Origin of the sequence: Vibrio sp. 1CM24A (assembly GCF_023161725.1) — a bacterium.
GTDB lineage: Bacteria > Pseudomonadota > Gammaproteobacteria > Enterobacterales > Vibrionaceae > Vibrio > Vibrio coralliirubri.
The window spans coordinates 401999-422056 of record NZ_JALNTS010000006.1 but is presented as its reverse complement, the minus strand read 5'-3'; the positions used below and the strand labels follow the sequence as shown (position 1 = coordinate 422056).

18 protein-coding genes are annotated in these 20058 nt (G+C 46.0%); 8 read left to right on the top strand and 10 right to left on the bottom strand.

Annotated elements, in window-relative coordinates:
* The first annotated feature begins 99 nt into the window (after positions 1 to 99).
* A complete protein-coding gene (locus MSG38_RS15770; RefSeq protein WP_017061092.1) occupies positions 100 to 1047 on the top strand; it encodes a LysR family transcriptional regulator in 948 nt (315 codons plus the stop codon).
* A gap of 117 nt (positions 1048 to 1164) precedes the next feature.
* Entirely contained in the window at positions 1165 to 2619 is a 1455-nt protein-coding gene (locus MSG38_RS15765) for a glutathione synthase (protein WP_248402192.1), read from the top strand.
* Between the two features lie 115 nt (positions 2620 to 2734).
* Here the strand turns inward: MSG38_RS15765 and MSG38_RS15760 are convergent, their stop codons facing one another.
* From MSG38_RS15760 to MSG38_RS15720, 9 genes are all read right to left on the bottom strand, one after another.
* Complete coding sequence (locus MSG38_RS15760; protein ID WP_048609959.1) at positions 2735 to 3115, bottom strand: hypothetical protein; 381 nt, start codon at positions 3113 to 3115, stop codon at positions 2735 to 2737.
* Between the two features lie 64 nt (positions 3116 to 3179).
* Positions 3180 to 5228, bottom strand: a complete 2049-nt coding sequence (locus MSG38_RS15755) for a glycoside hydrolase family 3 N-terminal domain-containing protein (RefSeq protein WP_248402191.1) — start codon at positions 5226 to 5228, stop codon at positions 3180 to 3182.
* A gap of 272 nt (positions 5229 to 5500) precedes the next feature.
* The gene (locus tag MSG38_RS15750; RefSeq protein WP_050712313.1) at positions 5501 to 6004 is read right to left on the bottom strand and encodes a YgjV family protein; all 504 of its coding nucleotides are present in this window, start codon (positions 6002 to 6004) and stop codon (positions 5501 to 5503) included.
* A 129-nt stretch (positions 6005 to 6133) separates the two neighbouring features.
* A complete protein-coding gene (locus MSG38_RS15745) occupies positions 6134 to 6760 on the bottom strand; it encodes a bifunctional 4-hydroxy-2-oxoglutarate aldolase/2-dehydro-3-deoxy-phosphogluconate aldolase (protein WP_050712314.1) in 627 nt (208 codons plus the stop codon).
* A 9-nt stretch (positions 6761 to 6769) separates the two neighbouring features.
* Positions 6770 to 7762 (bottom strand): sugar kinase, encoded by a 993-nt coding sequence (locus MSG38_RS15740; RefSeq protein WP_248402190.1) that lies wholly within the window; start codon positions 7760 to 7762, stop codon positions 6770 to 6772.
* A gap of 3 nt (positions 7763 to 7765) precedes the next feature.
* Positions 7766 to 9178 carry a glucuronate isomerase gene (gene uxaC, locus MSG38_RS15735; protein WP_248402189.1) on the bottom strand — a complete coding sequence of 471 codons (1413 nt, stop codon included), beginning with the start codon at positions 9176 to 9178 and terminating at the stop codon, positions 7766 to 7768.
* A gap of 12 nt (positions 9179 to 9190) precedes the next feature.
* On the bottom strand, positions 9191 to 10654 hold the full coding sequence (locus tag MSG38_RS15730; protein ID WP_248402188.1) for a fructuronate reductase: 1464 nt from the start codon (positions 10652 to 10654) through the stop codon (positions 9191 to 9193).
* Positions 10655 to 10750: 96 nt separating this feature from the next.
* Complete coding sequence (locus tag MSG38_RS15725; protein WP_248402187.1) at positions 10751 to 12058, bottom strand: TRAP transporter large permease subunit; 1308 nt, start codon at positions 12056 to 12058, stop codon at positions 10751 to 10753.
* Positions 12059 to 12073: 15 nt separating this feature from the next.
* Positions 12074 to 12586 carry a TRAP transporter small permease gene (locus tag MSG38_RS15720; RefSeq protein WP_048609952.1) on the bottom strand — a complete coding sequence of 171 codons (513 nt, stop codon included), beginning with the start codon at positions 12584 to 12586 and terminating at the stop codon, positions 12074 to 12076.
* A 299-nt stretch (positions 12587 to 12885) separates the two neighbouring features.
* On the opposite strand from MSG38_RS15720, the gene MSG38_RS15715 reads away from it, so the two are divergent.
* The 3 genes from MSG38_RS15715 to uxuA all read left to right on the top strand — a co-directional run bounded on the left by MSG38_RS15715 (position 12886) and on the right by uxuA (position 16154).
* A complete protein-coding gene (locus MSG38_RS15715; protein WP_054542902.1) occupies positions 12886 to 13869 on the top strand; it encodes a TRAP transporter substrate-binding protein in 984 nt (327 codons plus the stop codon).
* 107 nt (positions 13870 to 13976) lie between these two features.
* Positions 13977 to 14759 (top strand): FCD domain-containing protein, encoded by a 783-nt coding sequence (locus MSG38_RS15710; protein ID WP_048610343.1) that lies wholly within the window; start codon positions 13977 to 13979, stop codon positions 14757 to 14759.
* Between the two features lie 207 nt (positions 14760 to 14966).
* Positions 14967 to 16154 carry a mannonate dehydratase gene (gene uxuA / locus MSG38_RS15705; RefSeq protein ID WP_017068145.1) on the top strand — a complete coding sequence of 396 codons (1188 nt, stop codon included), beginning with the start codon at positions 14967 to 14969 and terminating at the stop codon, positions 16152 to 16154.
* Positions 16155 to 16255: 101 nt separating this feature from the next.
* Here the strand turns inward: uxuA and MSG38_RS15700 are convergent, their stop codons facing one another.
* Positions 16256 to 17029: a helix-turn-helix transcriptional regulator gene (locus MSG38_RS15700; protein ID WP_248402186.1), complete on the bottom strand. Its 774-nt coding sequence runs from the start codon at positions 17027 to 17029 to the stop codon at positions 16256 to 16258.
* Positions 17030 to 17126: 97 nt separating this feature from the next.
* On the opposite strand from MSG38_RS15700, the gene MSG38_RS15695 reads away from it, so the two are divergent.
* The 3 genes from MSG38_RS15695 to MSG38_RS15685 all read left to right on the top strand — a co-directional run bounded on the left by MSG38_RS15695 (position 17127) and on the right by MSG38_RS15685 (position 19986).
* Entirely contained in the window at positions 17127 to 18260 is a 1134-nt protein-coding gene (locus tag MSG38_RS15695; protein WP_248402185.1) for a multidrug effflux MFS transporter, read from the top strand.
* Between the two features lie 155 nt (positions 18261 to 18415).
* A complete protein-coding gene (locus MSG38_RS15690) occupies positions 18416 to 18934 on the top strand; it encodes a TetR/AcrR family transcriptional regulator (RefSeq protein WP_017085532.1) in 519 nt (172 codons plus the stop codon).
* Positions 18931 to 19986 (top strand): alcohol dehydrogenase family protein, encoded by a 1056-nt coding sequence (locus tag MSG38_RS15685; RefSeq protein ID WP_172378579.1) that lies wholly within the window; start codon positions 18931 to 18933, stop codon positions 19984 to 19986. Before MSG38_RS15690 ends, MSG38_RS15685 begins: the two co-directional genes overlap by 4 nt.
* Positions 19987 to 20058: the final 72 nt, after the last annotated feature.

Here is a 20058-nt window from a genome sequence, read left to right as displayed (position 1 = left end):
GAGTTATTAACTCATAGGTTACATGGGCTTAAATTAACAAGTTTGTGATATGATTTAAAGTGACATAAAGTCATCATTAATCTGAATCTAAGGAATATCATGGTAGATGTTAAGAGCTTACTCAAATGTGATATGAATTTACTGCTGTGTTTACACGTGTTGCTTGAAGAGCGCAGCGTGAGCAAAACGGCAGAGCGATTATTCCTTAGTCAGTCCGCGGTGAGTAAGCAACTCACCAAGCTACGCTCTCTGTTTGATGACCCGCTGTTCGAACGTGAGTCAAAAGGCCTGTTTCCAACCCCGAAAGCCACCTCTTTAGCGCCTAAGATTCATCAGATCCTTCTGCAAGTTGAACAGCTAACCGTGCCGGACATTTTTGAGCCGAAAGACAGCGAGCGCACTTTTAATATCGATCTAGTCGAAACCGCTTATACCGCGATTTACCCTAAATTTATGCCTAACGCGCTAGCAGATGCGCCGAACATTACGGTAAACAGCACAACTTGGAGTAGCGAAACTTTTAAGCGCTTACTAAAGCGTGAGGTCGATTTCGGGATTGGAATTTTTGAGCTCGATGAAAGGGCGAGTACCCACATTCAAAACATCCCTGCTGAGCTGAACCATGTCGAGTTGCTGCAAGATTACTCTGTGTGTTTGATGCGTAATGATCACCCAGTGCTTCAAGAAGAGTGGAATCTGCAAGCCTTCCTTAAATATCGTCATATTCAGTTAGTGACGGGTGGCGTTGGCGACTGGCTGCTACTGGAAATCTTGCAAGCCAAACAGCTTCAAATTAACAAAGCCGCCAACGTGTCGGACATCACCAGCGCAGTAAAGCTGTGCAAACAAAGCGATTTGCTGATGTGTTATCCGTACAACTCGGTTCGTGACTATATTGAGAGTGGCGAACTGGTGATGAAACCGATTCCCATTGAGTTGGTTCCCGGTGGTTTGTTTCTGCTTTGGCATCGTTACTTTGATTCTGAACCAAGCCACAAATGGCTTCGCGACCTCATAGTCAATAAGACCCAAGAACCTCAGCTATAAACCGCGAGCTACGATGATCAAAACGGCGAAATAACTTTTTAAAATTTATTTCGTCTTTTTCGAATGAGCATCGTCTTATTACGGGTGCCAAATGCCCGCCAAGAATGAGATATCTAAATGAATCCAATGCCATCGATTCCGCAACAAGTTATTGAAGATGCTTGTGAGTGGGCAATTATGCACGGTGTCGCTTTTCGTCAGTCTGACAATACTGCGAGACATTGCCCTTTTAGCCTTGCTCCAATGAGTATTGAGCGTGAGGTTTTTGAACACCTGTTGAAGGTGACGCCGCTGATCACCAAGCTCATCAATAATGTTTCCGAGGATCATGACTTTTTACAGTCTTCATTGAGCGATATGGCGAAAGCCGATCCGTTTTTTGGTCGTCTGATGGAGTTGCATCAACAAGCACACGGCAGTGCGGATGATTGCTTGAATCCAGCGCGACAACCTTTATTGTTGATGCGCACTGATTTCATGGACGATCGCCAACACGGTGCAAAAGTGATTGAGTTTAATGGTATTGCGGCAGGGATGGCGCCTTTTGGTCAACGAGCAACAGAATTCCACTCATTCATGCAAAACCAATGGCCAAACGTGTATAACCATTGGTTGGAAGACCCGTCAGCAACACCGGCTGAAAACCAAGGTTTAACCCAGTTAGCTTATGGTGTCGCTAATGCTGCAAGGCAAGTGAAAGCTGACTTCAATGAGCAAGATAAACCAGTTTTCTTGATGGTGGTGCAGAAGAACGAAGACAACGTATATGACCAACATTTGCTTGAAGTTGAGCTACAAAAACAGGGTATTCGCACGGTTCGTCGTACTTTTGAACAATTGAGCTGTCAGCTTTCATCGGGTGATAATCAACGCTTGTTACTGAAAGATGTCGGCGCTGTCGATGTGGTGTACCTAAGAGCTGGCTACCAGTATTCCGATTACTGGGCTCCAGAGTTAAATGAATCGGTTTGTTGCCACACGCTAAGTCAGACTCGCTTATTTATGGAACAACACCATGTCGCAATGAACGCGACCATCAGCCAGCAATTAGCGACCAGTAAAACCATGCAAATGCTGCTAACCATGATGCCTGCATCAGAATACGCACGTTGGGGTTTAACGCTAGAAGAAGCCGAACTGGTCAAGAGTGTTCTGGCTGATATGAAGCCTATCACCAGTGAAGCAATTGAATGGTTTAACACACAAGCTGATAAGCAAGAGTGGGTGTTAAAAAACCAGGGCGAGGGCGGCGGCCACTGTGTATTCGGTGATGACATCAGCGAGCAACTGAGTCAGCTTAAACCAGAAGAGTACGACGCGTGGGCATTGATGCAGCGCTTGTACCCGCATGAACGTGACGTGCCGACCATTGCAGTGCGTGACACTCAACAAACGCTCGTGACAGACTTAGTTAGCGAAGTGGGTTTGTTTACCGCTTACTTCAAAGGTAAACCAGTAACAGAGCTAGACGGCTACGCGGGCTATTTAATCCGCAGCAAACCCGCTAGCGAAAATGAAGGTGGAATCCACAGTGGAAAAGGGATTCTCGATTCTTTGGTGTTGATTGATTAGTTCTGAATTCTGACGAGTAACAGATAGCAGTAAGGCCAACGTTTATACGCTGGCCTTTTTATGATTCTTTGCAGATTAGCACCAAGTTGGATAAGCGACTCAGCTTCTCGTTGCGTTATGCAGGAACCTTAAAACAAGAATCTTGATTGCTGTATTTTGGTACGAAGCACAATTTGTCTGCCGACATTTTTAAGCCGTTTTGCATCTGGATATGTGTTACCGCCCAAATCACGCAGCCGTGAGGTAAATTGAATAGCGAGCGAGTTTGAGTGAACAACACGCCGTCATCATAGGCTGGTGTAATGTTCGTCGCTTTGCCTTGCCACGCCTTATGAGCGGTTTGCACATCAATATTTGGAACAATCAATGATAGCATTTCTGGCTCAACGTCTTTTACGACTTTCAAGCAGATACGACACCCATCGTAGTATTGTTCTATCCAGATTTTATGTGGAATAGCGTGATCATCCCAACCCAGTTGTAAGATATGTTCCATGACTTTGTCCTCGGTATCTAAGAAGGAAAGGCAGTGCTCAACACTGCCTGAATTAGCTCAAATATTATTCGTAACTTAAACCATGTCCGAACGGGTAAAGGGTGTCGGCTTGATCATACCCAGGGTAATCTGAGTCTTGGTTTTGAATGGCTTGGGCGCTGTTCGCTAAAGCAAATGGCAGTTTTCCTTGAGGAGCAAAATTGCCTGAAAGCACTTCCATTAGGTTGCTGTCCGAGACACCAAATGTCGCTATCACGGCGCCTGCTTGCTTAAGGTTACTTTGATCGTCTAACACGAAGGGTTGTCTAAAGTTGATGGACAAGACCGTTTTGTCAGAACCCACTTCGTCCATAACGGCTTTGATGTCGCTTAGGCTTGGTTCAATATGCCAAGATGCAGCTGTAGCCATTTCACTGAATGCAAGAATATCGAGTTCGTCTGGGTTCGCACCACCAAAGATAAGATCAGGATCTGAACCTTCGTTAGATACGCGAACACGAATAACCGCATAGTCCGTATCGGCTGGTACTGGTGGACGCGTTTCTCCCGCTTCGTAATCACCGGAAATCACAGTAAAGTTGTACTTGTCGTCTCCAGCAATGTTTTCGTCCATTCCCATGACATACAGAGCAACAGGAGCTTGTGCGGTTGATTCAGCTAAAGGTAAAGTCTTATTGGTATTTTGAAGTAAGACGACAGACTTTTTCTGTGCGTAATCAGCGCGTTCTTGGTACTTCTCATTGCCTAAAATCTCTTGGGCTTTTTTCTCGTCAACGTAAGTGTTTTCGAAAAGGCCAAGCTTGAATTGTTCTTCAAGTAAGCGTGTTACTGATAGGTCGACACGCTCTTCGGTGATCAGATCCTTTTCGACCAGTTTCACGATGACTTCTTTATCATGAAAACCTGAAAGAACATCGACTCCAGCCTCGACCGCCATTGCAACTTGCTCATCAATCGTTTTGTGTTCTACACCCCATGCTCGCTCACCAATAATGCCGGTATCTGAGTTCACGTTACCTGTGTAGCCCAATTCGTCTCTGAGCAGGTCGGTGACAATACCTTTTGAGAAGGACATGCCAACATCGTTTGGCATCCACTTTTGATCTACAGGGATGCCGTAGTAAGGCATGATTGAAGAAGCGCCAGCCTCAATCGCAGCAATAAACGGTTTTAGGTGGTAATCAAAATTGTTCTTTGGATAGACTTGGTTCTTACCAAAGTCATAGTGTGGGTCACCGCCGTTTTCTTGTGGGCCGCCGCCAGGGAAGTGTTTGATGGTTAGCGCGATACTGTCTTCGTTGACCTCACCGCCATCCTGCAAGCCTTTGATCAGTGAACGCATAATGTCAGACGCTAAATCTGCATCTTCGGTAAAGGTTTCGTGCACACGATACCAGCGAGGTTCTGTCGCCAAATCCATCATGTATCCGTACATACTGCGCAGGCCAATTGAAGACCATTCTTCATTCATGATGCCAGCAAATTCAGTGATTAAATCCATGTCGCGAGTGGCTGCTAAACCGGCCTCTTTAGGCCAAGCCGAAAAGGCACCTGAAGAAACGTTGATCCCTGCTTTTGCCGATGGATCAATGTGGTTACGAGCATTGGACTTGAATAGAGCGGGGATACCCATTCGAGTTTGTTCACGCAGTTCTTGAACACTATTCATGAACTGGGCAGCTTCTGTTGGGGTTATCTGACAGCCTGAACGGCCAGAATCACAGTCAGGTGCATTCATTGGTGTTTCGATAACGGTGTTACGGAAGATAAAGCGCGTCATTTGGGCATCGGCAATCATGTCTTGCCCTGTGCTGCTAACAAGCCCACCTTCGGACGAGTTTAAGGTGTCAATGAGCATCATGCCGGCTTTCTCATCTAGCGTCATGCGGCTAACCAAGTCTGCTGCTCGCTCTTCTGGAGATAATCGCCAGTCTTCAAAGGGTTCCAGTGTTCCATTGCCGTTAGAATCTCGGAATTGGTAGCCCTCAACGCTCAATACATCATGAACACGAGAGTGAACTTGGGGCTGTTGGAAGTTATTGTCGCTATCAGATGAGTTGCATCCTGCAAGAAGTAACGCGATTGCTATAGGTGTCAGGGTAAGACGCTTCATGGTCACGGTCCTATTGTTGGTATAATAATAAGTACATGACCAATTTTAATAATTAATGGATTATTGGTTAACCAAAACAAATCAAACTAAAGATTTGGATCACCATATAAATTTAATTGGTGATTTAATTCAATTTAGTATTGGAAATATATTGACGATGTTTAAATAACGTAAACTTAACTAGATTTAATTTTTTGATATCCAATTAATTCCCCATTTAATTAGTGATGTATTACTTCCATATTTTAAATCTAGAATAAAAAATATATTGCCTATTTTATAGTTAACAATCTGCGCTGATGTAAACGATAGATAGTGAGCATGTTGGTGACAATAAAGGTGATTTCGACAAAGGACCCGCCAATCGAACCAATCCAAATGTTATGGCTAGCCCAACAGAAGGAATTGAATAAGATCAAGGACCTCAATGCGATGCCTTGTCTTGAAAAGAGTGCCCATGTCGCAACGGATGAACCAACAACCGTAATAAACTCAAAGAAATGATTCATGTTGGGTAAAGTCATGCACCACATTAACCCGATGAAGAACCACATCACTTTGCGTGATTGAGTTTTTATCGATACGTAACTGCGAATAGCATTAATAATTACGCCTATAGCCGCCACTATGGCACCCATTAATATGAAATGGACACTCATGACAAAACAAAAGATCATCATCTGGTAGCGAAAACGCATATCATCTTTTTGCCAAAAGGCCATAACACCGATACAAAAAGCCAGGCCGCCAACTCCTTGTGTTATCCAGTTTTCCATATTTAGCCTTTATTTTTAGATGCTATCGAGCACGATTAAATATTAACTTTGAGAGAATAATGCTCAATCATAAAATAACCCTCCAAAAGGAGGGCTAGATATAACGCTAAAGGTGCTATTGCATTAGGTTTAATTGACTAGCTTAACGGCTTCACGAGTTAAATGAGCCAGCTCTTCCCAATTGCCTTCTTCAATTAGCTTCTTATCCACCATCCAAGTACCACCACATGCGAGTACTCGAGGTATCGCTAGGTAGTCTTTAATGTTGTTTGGGTTAATGCCACCTGTCGGCATGATCTCAATATCCGTGTAAGGCGCAAGAAGTGACTTAACCATGTTAATGCCACCTGATGCTTCAGCTGGGAAGAACTTCAATGTGGTTAAACCCATTTCTAGAGCGGCTTCTACTGTACTCGGGTTGTTGACCCCAGGAATGATATCAATACCAATCTCTTGGCAGGCTCTTACCGTGTTTGGGTTAAATCCAGGGGAAACGACGAACGTTGCGCCTGCCTCTTTGGCCGCGATAGCTTGCTCACGATTGAGCACAGTGCCCGCGCCGATCAACATCTCTGGTTGTGATTCACGGAGTAGACGAATAGCTTCAACTGCAGCTTCCGAACGGAATGTGATTTCTGCTGCAGGTAAACCATTCTCAGCTAACACTTTACCCAGAGGGATGATGTCTTCAGCGTTGTCGATAGCGATCACAGGGATAACTTTCAGTGTTTTCAGTTGTTGTTTGATGTTAGACATTGGTATTCCTTAAATGGCTGTGATGGCCGCTTGAGTTAGTTCTTTTGCAATAATGGCACCACGATGTTGGATAACGACGCCTGCCATGGCATTGCCGCGCTGGCATGACTTTGTTAAGTCTTCGCCCGCAAGGTAAGCAGATAAAAATCCACCATTGAATGAGTCTCCTGCCGAGGTCGTATCAACGACATGTTCAACAGGTAGGGTCGGCACCGCCCGTGGATCCGAAGCGGTACCAGAATCTGGATTTATGTCACCCTGAATTTTGGCATCTTGAATGAGACAGCCATCTGCACCCAGTTTGACGATGCATCGCTTAACACCCAGCGTCGTTAGACGTTCGATAGTTTGCTCTGGAGAGCTATCTCCCCAAATCAACTGTTCATCATCGAATGTTACTAACGCTAAATCCGTCAATGTATACATGGCTTGGTAGCTGTTTTTGACGGTTTGGTTTTCGTCCTGTGGCCAAAGTGCAGGGCGGAAGTTACTGTCGAAGGCAATCTCAACACCTTGTGTCTTCAACTCAACCAAGATGTTCAATAGCTCGATACGATCTTGCTCAGGCAGAATCGCTAATGTGATACCGCTGAGAAAGACCATATCGACATTGCGCAGTGCCTGCTTTATCTGATTGAAATCAGGGTGCTGCAGTAGGTAGCGCGCAGCCGATTGATTTCTCCAATACAGAAAGGTACGTTCACCTGCGTCATCAAGCTGAATCAGGTACAGGCCTGGAGTACGTTGGCTGTCTTGAAGAACAAGGTCAGTCGACACCCCTTCTTGTTGCCAGCGTTCTAACATTCCCTTGCTAATCAGGTCTGCGCCTAAAGCCGTGACGTAGGACACTTTGATGTCATCTTGATTGAGGTTGGCCTCGCAGCCGCGGCTTAAATAGACCGCAGCATTGAGTGTGTCTCCGCCAAACGTTTGATGCATTGAGCCGAACGGTTTGCCGTTAAGCTCGATCATGCACTCACCAATAATGGCGATATGTTTCATGGATTACGCCCTCTCTTCGAAGTAGCGTTTTGCGTTACCAAAGCAGATGTCTTCGACCATAGGGCCAAGCAGTGACATGTCGTTTGGCACCTCGCCGTTTTCAGCCCAACGACCAAGCATGTCACACAGAATTCGGCGGAAGTATTCGTGGCGTGTGTACGACAAGAAGCTGCGAGAGTCAGTCAGCATGCCGACAAACTGGCTAAGCAGACCAAGTTGAGATAACTGTTCCATTTGGCGTTGCATGCCGTCTTTCTGATCGTTGAACCACCAACCAGAACCAAACTGAACTTTGCCCGCGATGCCGCCACCTTGGAAGTTACCAATCATAGTTGCCATCATCTCGTTATCGCGAGGGTTTAAGCAGTAAAGGATGGTGCGAGGTAACTCGTTGCTTTGATCCATCTCGTCTAACAGGTGAGCCAATTCGAAGGCAAACGTCTTATCGCTAATCGAATCAAACCCTGCATCTGCGCCTAACAGTTGGAACATACGCGTGTTGTTATTGCGCTGAGCACCAATGTGAAGCTGCATTACCCAACCCATTGCGGCGTAACGCTTGCTTAGCCACACTTGAACCGCTGTTGAAAACTGCGCACATTCCAGCTCTGTGAGCGTTTCGCCGTTGAGGCGCCGAGTTAACAGGGCATCCAAATCCGATTCTAATGGAATAGGTGCGTAGCGAACCACTTCAATACCGTGGTCTGCTGCACGGCAACCATGGTCGTTGAAATGCGTTAGGCGGCTGTCTAAAGCACTCAATAGATGATGGAAGCGAGTGATCTCAACGTCAGCAACCATGCCTAATTTTTGTAGGTAATCAGCAAAGCCATCAAGTTCAATTTTGAACGCTTTATCTGGGCGCCAGCTTGGTAGAACCTTCACATCAAATGAATTGTCTTGAGCGATCGCTTTATGGTGTTCAAGAGAATCAATTGGATCGTCTGTCGTACCTGCCATCACCACATTCATTTGCTTCATGATGCCGCGAGCACTAAATTCTGGTGTCGCTAACAGCTCGTTGCCTTCGTGCCAAATTTGGTCTGCGGTTTCTGGACCAAAGAGAGTGCCAGTAATACCAAATGGGCGGCGTAGTTCTAAATGAGTCCAGTGGTAAAGTGGGTTGCCCAAGGTTTGAGGGACGGTTTTAGCCCATGCCATGAACTTATCATAATCACTAGCGCCTCCAGTAATCAGACGCTCATCAATCCCTGCTGAACGCATACCACGCCATTTGTAGTGGTCACCTTCAAGCCAAATCTTAGACATGTTTTCGAACTGACGATCTTGAGCCACTTCTGCCGGGTTTAGGTGGCAGTGATAGTCATAAATTGGCTGGTGGCTTGCGTGTTCGTGGTACAAACGGCGTGCAGTCTCATTCGACAGTAAAAAGTCTTCACATAAGAAATTCTTCATTGTTTGTACTCCTTATAACGCAGCCACGGTCGCAACGGCACCGTGTTCAATTAATGATTGGTACGCTGAACTTACTGCATCAATGACCTGCGGGTTTTGGCCTAGCTCTGCAGGGAAAATAGCTTCAACCGCAAGCAATGCCGGAACCACAGAAACATTGAGTCCATGCTGGTCGCAGATCTGACGAAGTGTATCTGCCATTGGATCGCGAACATCAATCTCATTGCCTTGCTCATCAACGCCAGATACATAACGCATCCAGCCAGCGATGGCGGTTGCAAGCCACGAGAAATCTGAGCCTTGCTCTAAATGGAATCGTAAGCTGCCACCCATACGTTGAGGGATCTTCTGGCTGCCATCCATCGCAATTTGCCATGTCTTATGCTTCAAGCTTGGGTTAGTGAAGCGGTTGATCAGCAAAGTTGCGTAACCTTCTAAATCAGTCCCTTCAGGCATGGTTAACGAAGGTGCTTGGGATTTCATCATCATGTCAAAAGCGGCTTTTCGGTAGCCTGCATCTGTCATGGTGTCTGAAATATGGTCGTAGCCACCAAGGTATCCAAGGTAAGCAAGGAAAGAGTGACTGCCATTGAGCATGCGCAGTTTCATCTCTTCGTAAGGCACTACATCTTCGACGAACTCTGCGCCAGCGACATTCCAATCTGGACGACCTGCCACAAAGTTATCTTCAATCACCCATTGGCGGAAGGGTTCACAGGCGATGCCACATGGGTCTTCACAACCAAGCAGTTCTGCAATTTCTGTCAGTGTTTCTTCGGTTGCTGCGGGTACGATGCGGTCAACCATGGTGCATGGGAAGGTGACATTGGTTTCAATCCAATCACGTAATTCTGGGTCAAGCAGTTGAGCAAACTCAATGATCGCTGCTTTTGCTACATGGCCGTTCTCTTGCACGTTGTCGCAAGACATAACCGTGAATGGTGTTAAGCCACGTTCGCGGCGAATTTTTAGCGCTTGCACAATGTAGCCAAGCGCCGATTTTGGTTGAGTTGGGTTAGCTAAGTCCGCGATGACTAATGGGTTATTTTTGTCGAGTTTGCCTGTCGCTGGGTCAGCGCAGTAGCCTTTCTCTGTGATGGTCATAGAAACGATAGCCACTTGAGGCTCGGCCATTTTTTCTAATACGGTTTCGATGCCATCTAGGCTTGGGTGAAGAGATTCGGTTACTGAGCCGATCACTTTAACGTCTGTGGATTCAGCGCCTTTTTCAGCTACGGTGTAAAGGTGGTCTTGCGCGCGAAGTGATTCAATTAGGTCTTCGCCGCCGAATAGGTTTATCTCACAAATGCCCCAATCAGTGTTGGTTTTGCTGAGCATTTCATTGGTGAACAGCGCTTGGTGCGCTCGGTGAAATGCACCGAAGCCAAGGTGCACGATACGGCTTTGGAGTGCTGAACGGTCGTAGTCAGGTCGTAATACAGTGTTTGGCAGCGTAGAGTTAGCAACAGTCTTCATTATTCAGTTCCTTTTCCCGCCAGCGAACCAGCGGGATTTTATTATTTGGTAAAACGTTTGGGTGTTTAGCAGTCTTAGAATGTATCTGTGACCAAATTACGAACCGTAGCCCAGTACCAATTCAGGTAGGAACAAGCTCAGCTCAGGGATAAAAGTAATGGCCATCAAGGCTGCAATCAGTGCTGCGTAGAATGGCAGCAAAGGTTTGATGACTTTGTCTATGGCAATGTTGGCAACCGAACAACCAATGAACAGAGCACTACCTACTGGCGGTGTACAGATACCGATAGCAAGGTTGAAGGTCATCATGATGCCGAAGTGCACAGGGTCGATGCCTAGGTCTAAAGCGATTGGTAAGAAGATTGGCGTGAAGATAAGTACCGCTGGCGTCATATCCATGAAGATACCCACAATCAGTAGGATGATGTTGATGATCAACAGAATCATTAGCGGGTTATCAGAAACCGCCAGTAATGCATCAGCAATCATGTAAGGCACATCGGCGTTCGCCATTGCCCAAGACATGCCCATTGATGCGCCAACCAGTAATAGAACGATAGATGTTGTTACTGCAGACTCAAGGATGATCTTTGGAATATCGCCCCATTTCACTTCACGGTAGACAAGCACAGCTAAAACAAACGTGTATACCACAGCAATTGCGGAAGCCTCAGTTGCAGTAAAGATACCGCCAATGATGCCGCCCATGATGATGCCGATCAGTGCTAAAGAAGGTGCCGCTTTTAGGAAGGTATCCCAAACCATTGATAATGATGGACGCGCTGCCACTGGGTAACCGCGACGTTTCGCAATGATACCCGCCACAATCATGATACTTAATCCCATCAAGATACCTGGGATGTAGCCCGCCAAGAACAGCGCCGCAATTGAAGTACCACCAGAAACCAACGAGAAAACGATCAGCGTGTTACTTGGTGGAATCAATAGACCAGTAGGACACGAAGTAATGTTTACCGCAGCAGAGAAGTTTTCGTCGTAGCCGTCTTTCTTTTGCAGAGGAGACATGGTGCCACCCACTGCAGCCGCCGACGCAACCGCTGAGCCAGAGATAGAACCAAACATCATGTTTGCCATCACGTTTACGTGTGCCAATGAACCCGGTAGACGACCACCCAACACTTTCGCGAAGTTGATCAAACGCAGCGCGATACCGCCTTGGTTCATGATGTTGCCCGCCAAAATGAAGAACGGGATTGCCAATAGTGCAAAGTTATCAAGGCCAGCGGCCATACGTTGAGCAACTACAGCGATTGCAGGCTCAAGCGGTAAGCTCATTAAGATGGTTGCTAGTGACGATAAACCAATCGCAAAAGAGACCGGTACACCGATTGTAAGCAGTACAGCGAAACTACCGAATAAGGTCAGTATTACTTGCCATTCCATTGTGAAATCCTTCTATCAATCAAGTTGTGAGTCGGTGATCAAATCGTCACCTGACATTAATTGTTTAACGCGTTCGTAGGTAAATACGACGGAGTAAAAAATCATCAAAGCGCCACTAATCGGTAAGCAGAAGTAGATGTAACCCATTTCTAAACCTAGAGCGGGAGTCAGCTGTCCCATCGCAAGCGTTTTGGCAGCAAGTTGGCTTCCACCGTGTACCAGAACGATATAAGAGAAAGAAGCGATGGCTATTTGGATAACGATTTCGTTGATTAATTTGCGTTTGCCAGTCAGCTTCATCGTAAGCAGATCGATGGCAAGGTGGCGTTTCAGACCCGTAGTGTAAGCAGCACCAATTAAGGCTACCCACATAAAGAGATAACGCGCGAGCTCGTCGGTAACAGTACTTGGTTTGCCAATAACATAGCGGGATAAAACCTGCCATATCACACACAGTACTAAGAAAGACGATAGAGACACTGTAAAGGCGGCCAACCCTCTATTTATGTAACTGACCAATTTATTCATGTTTATTTCCTTTCAACAAAATTGCGTATCTCATAACAATTGGTTTACCAATGTAAGAAATTGTTTCTATGTAGGGATGGGATGTTCAAAAATCTGGCTGAATCATAAGCTATTCATTTTTTGGTTGGCGTGAGCAACTTCACAAATGGTTTTGGTTGACCAATTTATGGGTTTTTATTGTGATATTGGTCAATCAATTTTAATTTCAGCTTTGACGGTTCCTTTTTTGAGCCCCAATATGAGCCCATAACAAAAAACACCCTACATTTTGGATAACCAATCCACGGAGAATAAGAATGATGATGACGCGTAAAACTTTGATTAGTGCGGTTGTCGGTGCTGCTTTGACTTTTGGAGCAACAGCTTCTGCTTATGCAGCGACAACATTGAAACTGAGCCATAACCACCCTCGTGACCATGCAGTACATGAAGCGATGACGTTTATGGCGAAAGAAGTACGTGAATTGACTGATGGTGAGGTGCGTATTCGTATTTACCCTGATGCTCAATTGGGTACACAGCGTGAATCTATGGAGCTGATGCAGAACGGCGCTTTAGATATGGTGAAAAGTAATGCTGCTGAGCTAGAAGCTTTTTCTCCTGCTTATTCATCATTCAACATGCCTTACTTATTCCGCGATCAAGCGCACTACTACAGTGTGACTGATGGTGAAGTCGGCCGTGACATTCTTAACTCTTCTCGTGATAGCGGCTTTATTGGTGTGACTTACTACGACGCTGGTGCGCGTAGCTTCTATACCAACAAGCCAATTAACACACCAGAAGATCTGAAAGGTTTGAAAGTTCGTGTTCAACCAAGCCCATCAGCAATTGCGATGGTGAAAGCGTTAGGCGGTAACCCAACGCCACTAGCTTACGGTGAGTTGTACACAGCACTGCAGCAAGGTGTCGTAGATGCGGCTGAAAATAACATTCCTTCTTTCAGCTTGAGCCGTCACAGTGAAGTGTCTAAATACTTCAGCTTAGATGAGCATACGATGGTTCCGGATGTGTTGGTTATCTCAACCAAAGCATACGATAAACTGACTACAGAACAACAAGATGCGCTAATGAAGGCGGCAAGTGATTCATCTGAATTGATGAAAAAATTGTGGGCTGAATCGGAAGCAAAAGAGCGTGCTAAAGCCGAGAAAATGGGCGTTACTTTTGTGGAACCAGACAAAGCTGCGTTCGCACTAGCGGTTCAACCTATGTACGACGCGCTAGATAAAGCGGACCCAGAATTGAGCGCATTGATTGACCGTATTCAGGCTGTTGAATAACGAGCAAATATAGAAAAAAGAGTAATACAAAAACAAGGTGTTACTGCATTTTAGGATATAGAGGTTGACCAATTATATTTGGTCATTATGATGGCGAGAGAAATACAATGGAAAGAAGTGACAATATCATCATGATGCCTTTCGAGCCGAAAAGACCTTATCAGGAGATAGGGTTAGTACTAAGAAAAGAACTGATTGAAGGCCTGTATAAGGTCGGAGATAGGTTGCCTCCAGAACGCGATATTGCTGATCGTCTAGATGTAAGCCGCACTGTGGTGCGTGAAGCGATCATCATGCTGGAGCTTGAAAACTTAGTTGAGGTGAAAAAAGGGTCGGGTGTTTATGTCCTGAACATTCCAACTCATTCTCGCGAGAATGTGGTCAGCGATGACGCTGGTCCATTCGAGATGCTGCAGGCCCGCCAATTACTAGAAAGTAATATCGCGGAGTTTGCGGCAACTCAGGTCACTCCGGGCGACATCATTAAGATGCGCTCTGCACTCGAACTCGAGCGCGAAGAGCTTGCAAGCGGCACCACCGATTGCAGCGGAGATGAAAGATTTCACATGTGTATTGCAGAGGCAACTCAAAACTCTGTACTGGTAGATATGTTGAAACAATCCTGGGAGCGACGCGAAAAGAGTCCAATGTGGAATAAACTCCACTCTCACATCAGTGGTCAAGATTACCGTGAAGAATGGTTAGATGATCACGCTCGTATCCTCGCCGCCTTACAGCGCAAAGACCCTGTCGCTGCTAAGAACGCAATGTGGCAACACCTTGAGAATGTTAAACAGCGTTTGTTAGCGCTGTCAGACATTGATGACCCCAACTTTGATGGTTACTTATTTAGCTCCAACCCAGTGGTGCTGCTTAGCTCAGAAAGCTAGTTCTGAAGCTAATGTTGAATTCAGCGACAAGGCTCCTCTTGAAAGCTGATTCATTCACTAGGTTGTAGATAGGTAATCGTCTTTAGACCGGCGTAGACCGGTGCTATCTCGGGCAGTAATTGTCATTGCTGCCATTAAGAAGTCGTTATTGCATTTAGCTTGATTAATTCGAGCCGGCTAAGTGCGTCTTAAAGAAAGGTAAGTCTCATGGAACAAACGTGGCGTTGGTACGGCCCTAATGATCAAGTTTCGCTAGACGATATTCGTCAAGCGGGCGCAACTGGTATTGTGAATGCACTGCACCATATTCCAAATGGTGAAGTTTGGACAAAAGAAGAAATCCTTAAGCGTAAAGCCATTATCGAAGAGAAAGGTTTAACGTGGTCGGTCGTAGAAAGCGTGCCTGTGCACGAAGAGATCAAAACTCAAACTGGCAACTACCAGCAGTGGATTGATAACTATAAGCAAACTCTGTCTAACCTTGCTGAGTGTGGCATCGATACGGTTTGTTATAATTTCATGCCAGTGTTGGACTGGACGCGTACCGATTTAGAATTTGAAATGCCTGATGGCTCGCGCGCACTGCGTTTTGACCAAATCGCGTTTGCGGCATTTGAGCTGCATATCTTGAAGCGCCCAGGTGCAGAATCGGACTATTCAGAATCAGAGCAAGCTCAAGCGTTGGATTACTTCAACAACATGACGCCAGAGCAAATTCAGCAACTGACTAATAACATCATCGCTGGCCTGCCAGGCGCTGAAGAAGGTTACACACTAGAAGCGTTTCAAGCACAGCTAGATCGCTATGCGGGAATCGACAAAGACAAGCTACGTGAGCACATGTCTTACTTCCTCGCTGAGCTGATGCCTATCTGTGATGCGAATGGCTTGAAGATGGCGGTTCACCCAGACGATCCACCGCGTCCAATTCTAGGCTTGCCTCGCATCGTTTCAACGATCGAAGACATTGATTGGTTGACCGAACATGTGCCAAGCAAGATGAATGGCTTGACGATGTGTACGGGTTCATACGGTGTTCGTGGTGACAATGATCTGGTTAATATGATCAAAAAGCACGGTGACCGAATTTACTTTACGCACCTGCGTTCAACTAAGCGTGAAGAGAGCAACCCAATGACATTCCATGAAGCAGCGCACCTAGATGGTGATGTGGACATGTACAACGTTGTGATGGCCATTTTGGATGAAGAAAATCGTCGTGCAGAAGTGGGCGATCACCGCTTAATTCCAATGCGTCCGGATCACGGTCATCAAATGCTGGATGACCTTAAGAAAACCACTAACCCAGGTTATTCGGCGATTGGTCGATTGAAAGGCTTAGCTGAAGTTCGTGGTTTAGAGATGGCATTGAAACGCGCTTTCTACACTAAGTAACGACGGCATCTAGCTTTAAAATACTTTTGAAAACCAGAACTCATGTTCTGGTTTTTTTTGTGTCTGAGCTCAGTAAAACCTAAGAGTTTGGATTACTACAATCACACCCCTAACTTGGTAAAGGCCAACGGAGTTTGTCCGGTTTGCTGTTTGAAAAAAGCGATAAACGCACTGTTGGATGAGAACTCTAGCAAATGTGCCACATCACCGACTTGTCGGTTTTCTGAGAGCAGTTCAATCGCTTTAAACAAGCGCCATTGCTGTCGCCACTCTTGATAAGTCATGCCTGTTTCGGCTTTGAATAATCGAGTAATCGTCTTGGTGCTTGCGCCAACCGAGTTCGCTAATGTCGAGAGGGCTGGGGCAAGAAAGGAAGCGGTTCGGACTCGTTTACAAAAGCCTTTAAAGCGGCGATCTGTCGGTAGAGGCAAGATAAACGAGTGTTGGTTAGCGCTGTAAAACTCTTCCCAGAATAGGTTGGCAGTATTGGTGGTTTGCTCGCGGGCAACGTCCCAATCCCAGAAAGCCATCTTATTGATCAGGGCTTTTAAAAGCTCATTCACTTCCACAATTTCAATCGCTTCTGGGCAGGTGTAAATACTGCTATCAAAATAGAGCGACCGATAAGCAACCACATTGGTCATCTGCGCTCGATGCTTGGTATAAGGCGGGATCCACACGGCTTTAGTCGGCGGCAAAATACAAATGGCGTTTTCTAAGGTCAAGGTAATGCAGCCTTGCGGAGCATACAGCAGCTGTCCTTTTACGTGGTGATGTATTCCTGAGTCATGCTGACCTAGCTCTGCCGCAATCCCTATTATGGGCGCAGGTAAGCTGTCTGCATCAAACTCAATCGTTTCGCTGATTAATGCCATTTGTCCTAATCTTGTTGTTTTTGGTTTTAATGTTGTTAACGAGCCAAGGTTAGTTTCCCCTAGACTCCTCGTCAAGTTCACTGGTCTTGGAAAAATGATGAAAACAAAACCTTCTTTATGGCAAATGGTGCTATTGCTGATGTTCCCTCAAATCGCAGAAACCATCTATAGCCCGACTCTGGATTCAATATCGAAATCCTTTGATGTGAGTTACGCACAAGCAGCGCAAACCCTCTCGATCTACTTCTCAGCGTTTGCGCTCGGTGTGGTGGTATGGGGGATATTGGCAGACAAATGGGGACGCCGGCCAACCATGTTATTGGGCTTGGGGTTATTCGCCAGTTCTGCTCTGATCGCAATGCAAACCAATAGCTTTGCTTGGTTGATGATAGCCAGAGCCATGGGCGCTTTCGGGCTTGCGGTTGGCTCGGTGGTGACACAAACCATGTTACGCGATGCCTTTAGCGGCGCTGAATTGGCCAAGGTGTTTGGTTACATGGGCATGGGGCTGTCGATTAGCCCAATCATTGGGCTGCTTCTTGGCGGTCAATTAAGCCAAGCGGGCGGGCATCAATATGTGTTTATTGCCCTGTTTATTATGGTGTTAACGTTGTTGGCACATAGCCTATGGTCATTGCCTGAAACGCAACAATCTAGGCAGCCATTGCAGTTAAAGTCACTCAGTATTCACATGATCAAAGATAGCGATATATGGATGTCTGCGTTGCTGGTCGCGTCGTTCAATATTGCGCTGTTTTCTTATTATCAATTGGGTTCATTTGCCTTCATTCAACTTGGATTTAGCGTCGAGCAGTTTGGCTACAGCGGCATTGTGCTTGGATTCGGGACCCTGTTAGGAAGCTTGGTGAACAAGACATTGTTGAAGCGACAAGTGTCTTCAATGTCTTTGATTGGTATCGCAGCAGGGCTTCAAACATTAGGTGCGGTGGGTGTCTATTTTTCACAACACTCAATATGGTTTTTACTCCCGATGATGCTGGTGGTCATGGCATTTGGTATTGCGATCCCCAATGTGTTGAGTCGCGCATTAGTCAGCTACCAATCTCAAGCGGGAAGTGCAGGCGCACTGTTTGGTTTGATGTATTACACCTTGATTGGCTCAGGGCTAGCTTTAGCGGGAATGCTCCAAGATCTAGGTGTGGTGTTGGTACTTTGTGGCGCGTTATCTGTTCTGGTGACGATACGCAGTCGACTCCAGCTTAAACGCTAAGTCTCTCATCTGTATTGATAAATTCCGTGTCCTCTTTGGCGCGGAATTTATCATTTCTTGGTTTGTAAATTTGGATATTGACAGGGGTAGAGTGATCGTTCTACTCTGTAAGTAGAACAATCATTCTACCCTTTGTCGGGTATTGAGAGAGCACTATGTTGAGAGAACAGATTGCAGCAAGCCTTGAAGTAGCGTTCAGCCAACAAGGTTTCGCTGAGCCGAGCGTTGCACAGCTGAAAACAGCGTGCGATGTAAGCCTAAGAACCTTGTATAAACACTTCCCTTCAAAAGAAGCGATGATCGTTGGTGCCTTGGAGTATCGACACCAACGTTACCTAGATTTCTTGTTGGAAACGTCGCCTGAAAAGGGGCTCGAATCGGTTACTCATATCTTCAACAAGCTCCAACAATGGTTAGAAGAATATGCGCCGCACGGGTGTATGTCGATGAATGCGATGGCCGCGTTTCCCGATAATGAGCTTATCAGCCAAGCGGTTACACAGCATAAAGAACAAGTTCGTTTGCTAATAGGCAAGCAGAGCCTGCGAGAGGATCTCGCGACACCGCTGTTTTTACTTCATGAAGGCGTATCAAGCGCGTGGCCAGTCTTAGGCGAAGAAGCAGTGGCATCGGCACAGAATATGGTGACAAAATTACTCAAGGAAACAGTATGAATTTCGAGATACCAAAAACAATGAAAGGTGCAGAGATGCTAGGTCACGGCGGAGCAGAAATGCTGGGCTACCGCGAAGATATCGCTGTTCCTCAAATTGAACCTAATGAAGTGCTGATCAAAGTCATGGCAGCAGGTGTTAATAATACAGATATCAACACACGAATCGGTTGGTACTCAAAAAGTGACGATTCAGACGATGCCAGTTGGTCGGGTGAAGCGTTGAAATTTCCTCGAATCCAAGGTGCTGACGTGTGTGGTTTCATCGTAGCCGTTGGTAACGAAGTTTCGGCTGAGCGTATTGGTGAGCGTGTTCTGATTGAACCTTGTTTAACAGAAGTATATGGACGAGATCTGCCACAGCCATGGTATTTCGGTTCTGAGTGCGATGGTGGTTTCGCTGAATACACCAAAGTAGCAGCTAAGCATGCTTACGCGGTGAACAGTTCTATGTCGGATGTTGAGCTAGCGTCTTTCCCATGTTCTTACTCAACAGCAGAGAACATGTTCACTCGCTCGAATGTGGTTGAAGGTGATCGCGTGCTTATCTCAGGTGCATCGGGCGGTGTGGGCTCTGCGGCTATTCAGCTAGCAAAAGCTCGCGGCGCGTATGTTATTGCCATCACTAGCCCAAGCAAGAACCAACAGTTACTTGAACTTGGCGCTGATGAAGTGATTGCTCGTGATGCGGATTTGGTTAAAGCGCTAGGCGAAAGCAGTGTGAATGTGGTTATCGACTTAGTCGCCGGTGATAAGTGGCCGGAATTCCTTGAAGTGCTGAAACCACACGGTCGTTATGCCGTATCTGGCGCGATTGGTGGCGCTATGGTTGAGCTTGATGTTCGCACTTTGTATCTCAAGGATCTCAGTTTTTTTGGTTGCACGGTTTTAGAACCACAAGTATTCCAGAATCTAATCAACCGTATTGAGAAGCAGCAGATTGGCGCTATCGTTGCACAGTCTTTCCCGTTGGCTGAAATTCATACTGCACAAGATGAATTTTTGAAGAAAAAACACGTCGGTAAGATCGTACTAGAAGTAGCCCAGAGTTAACTTTAGATATTGTCATGCATCTAACCTATATAAGAGCGAGCAAGCGTTATGTGCTCGCTTTTTTGTTTCTAG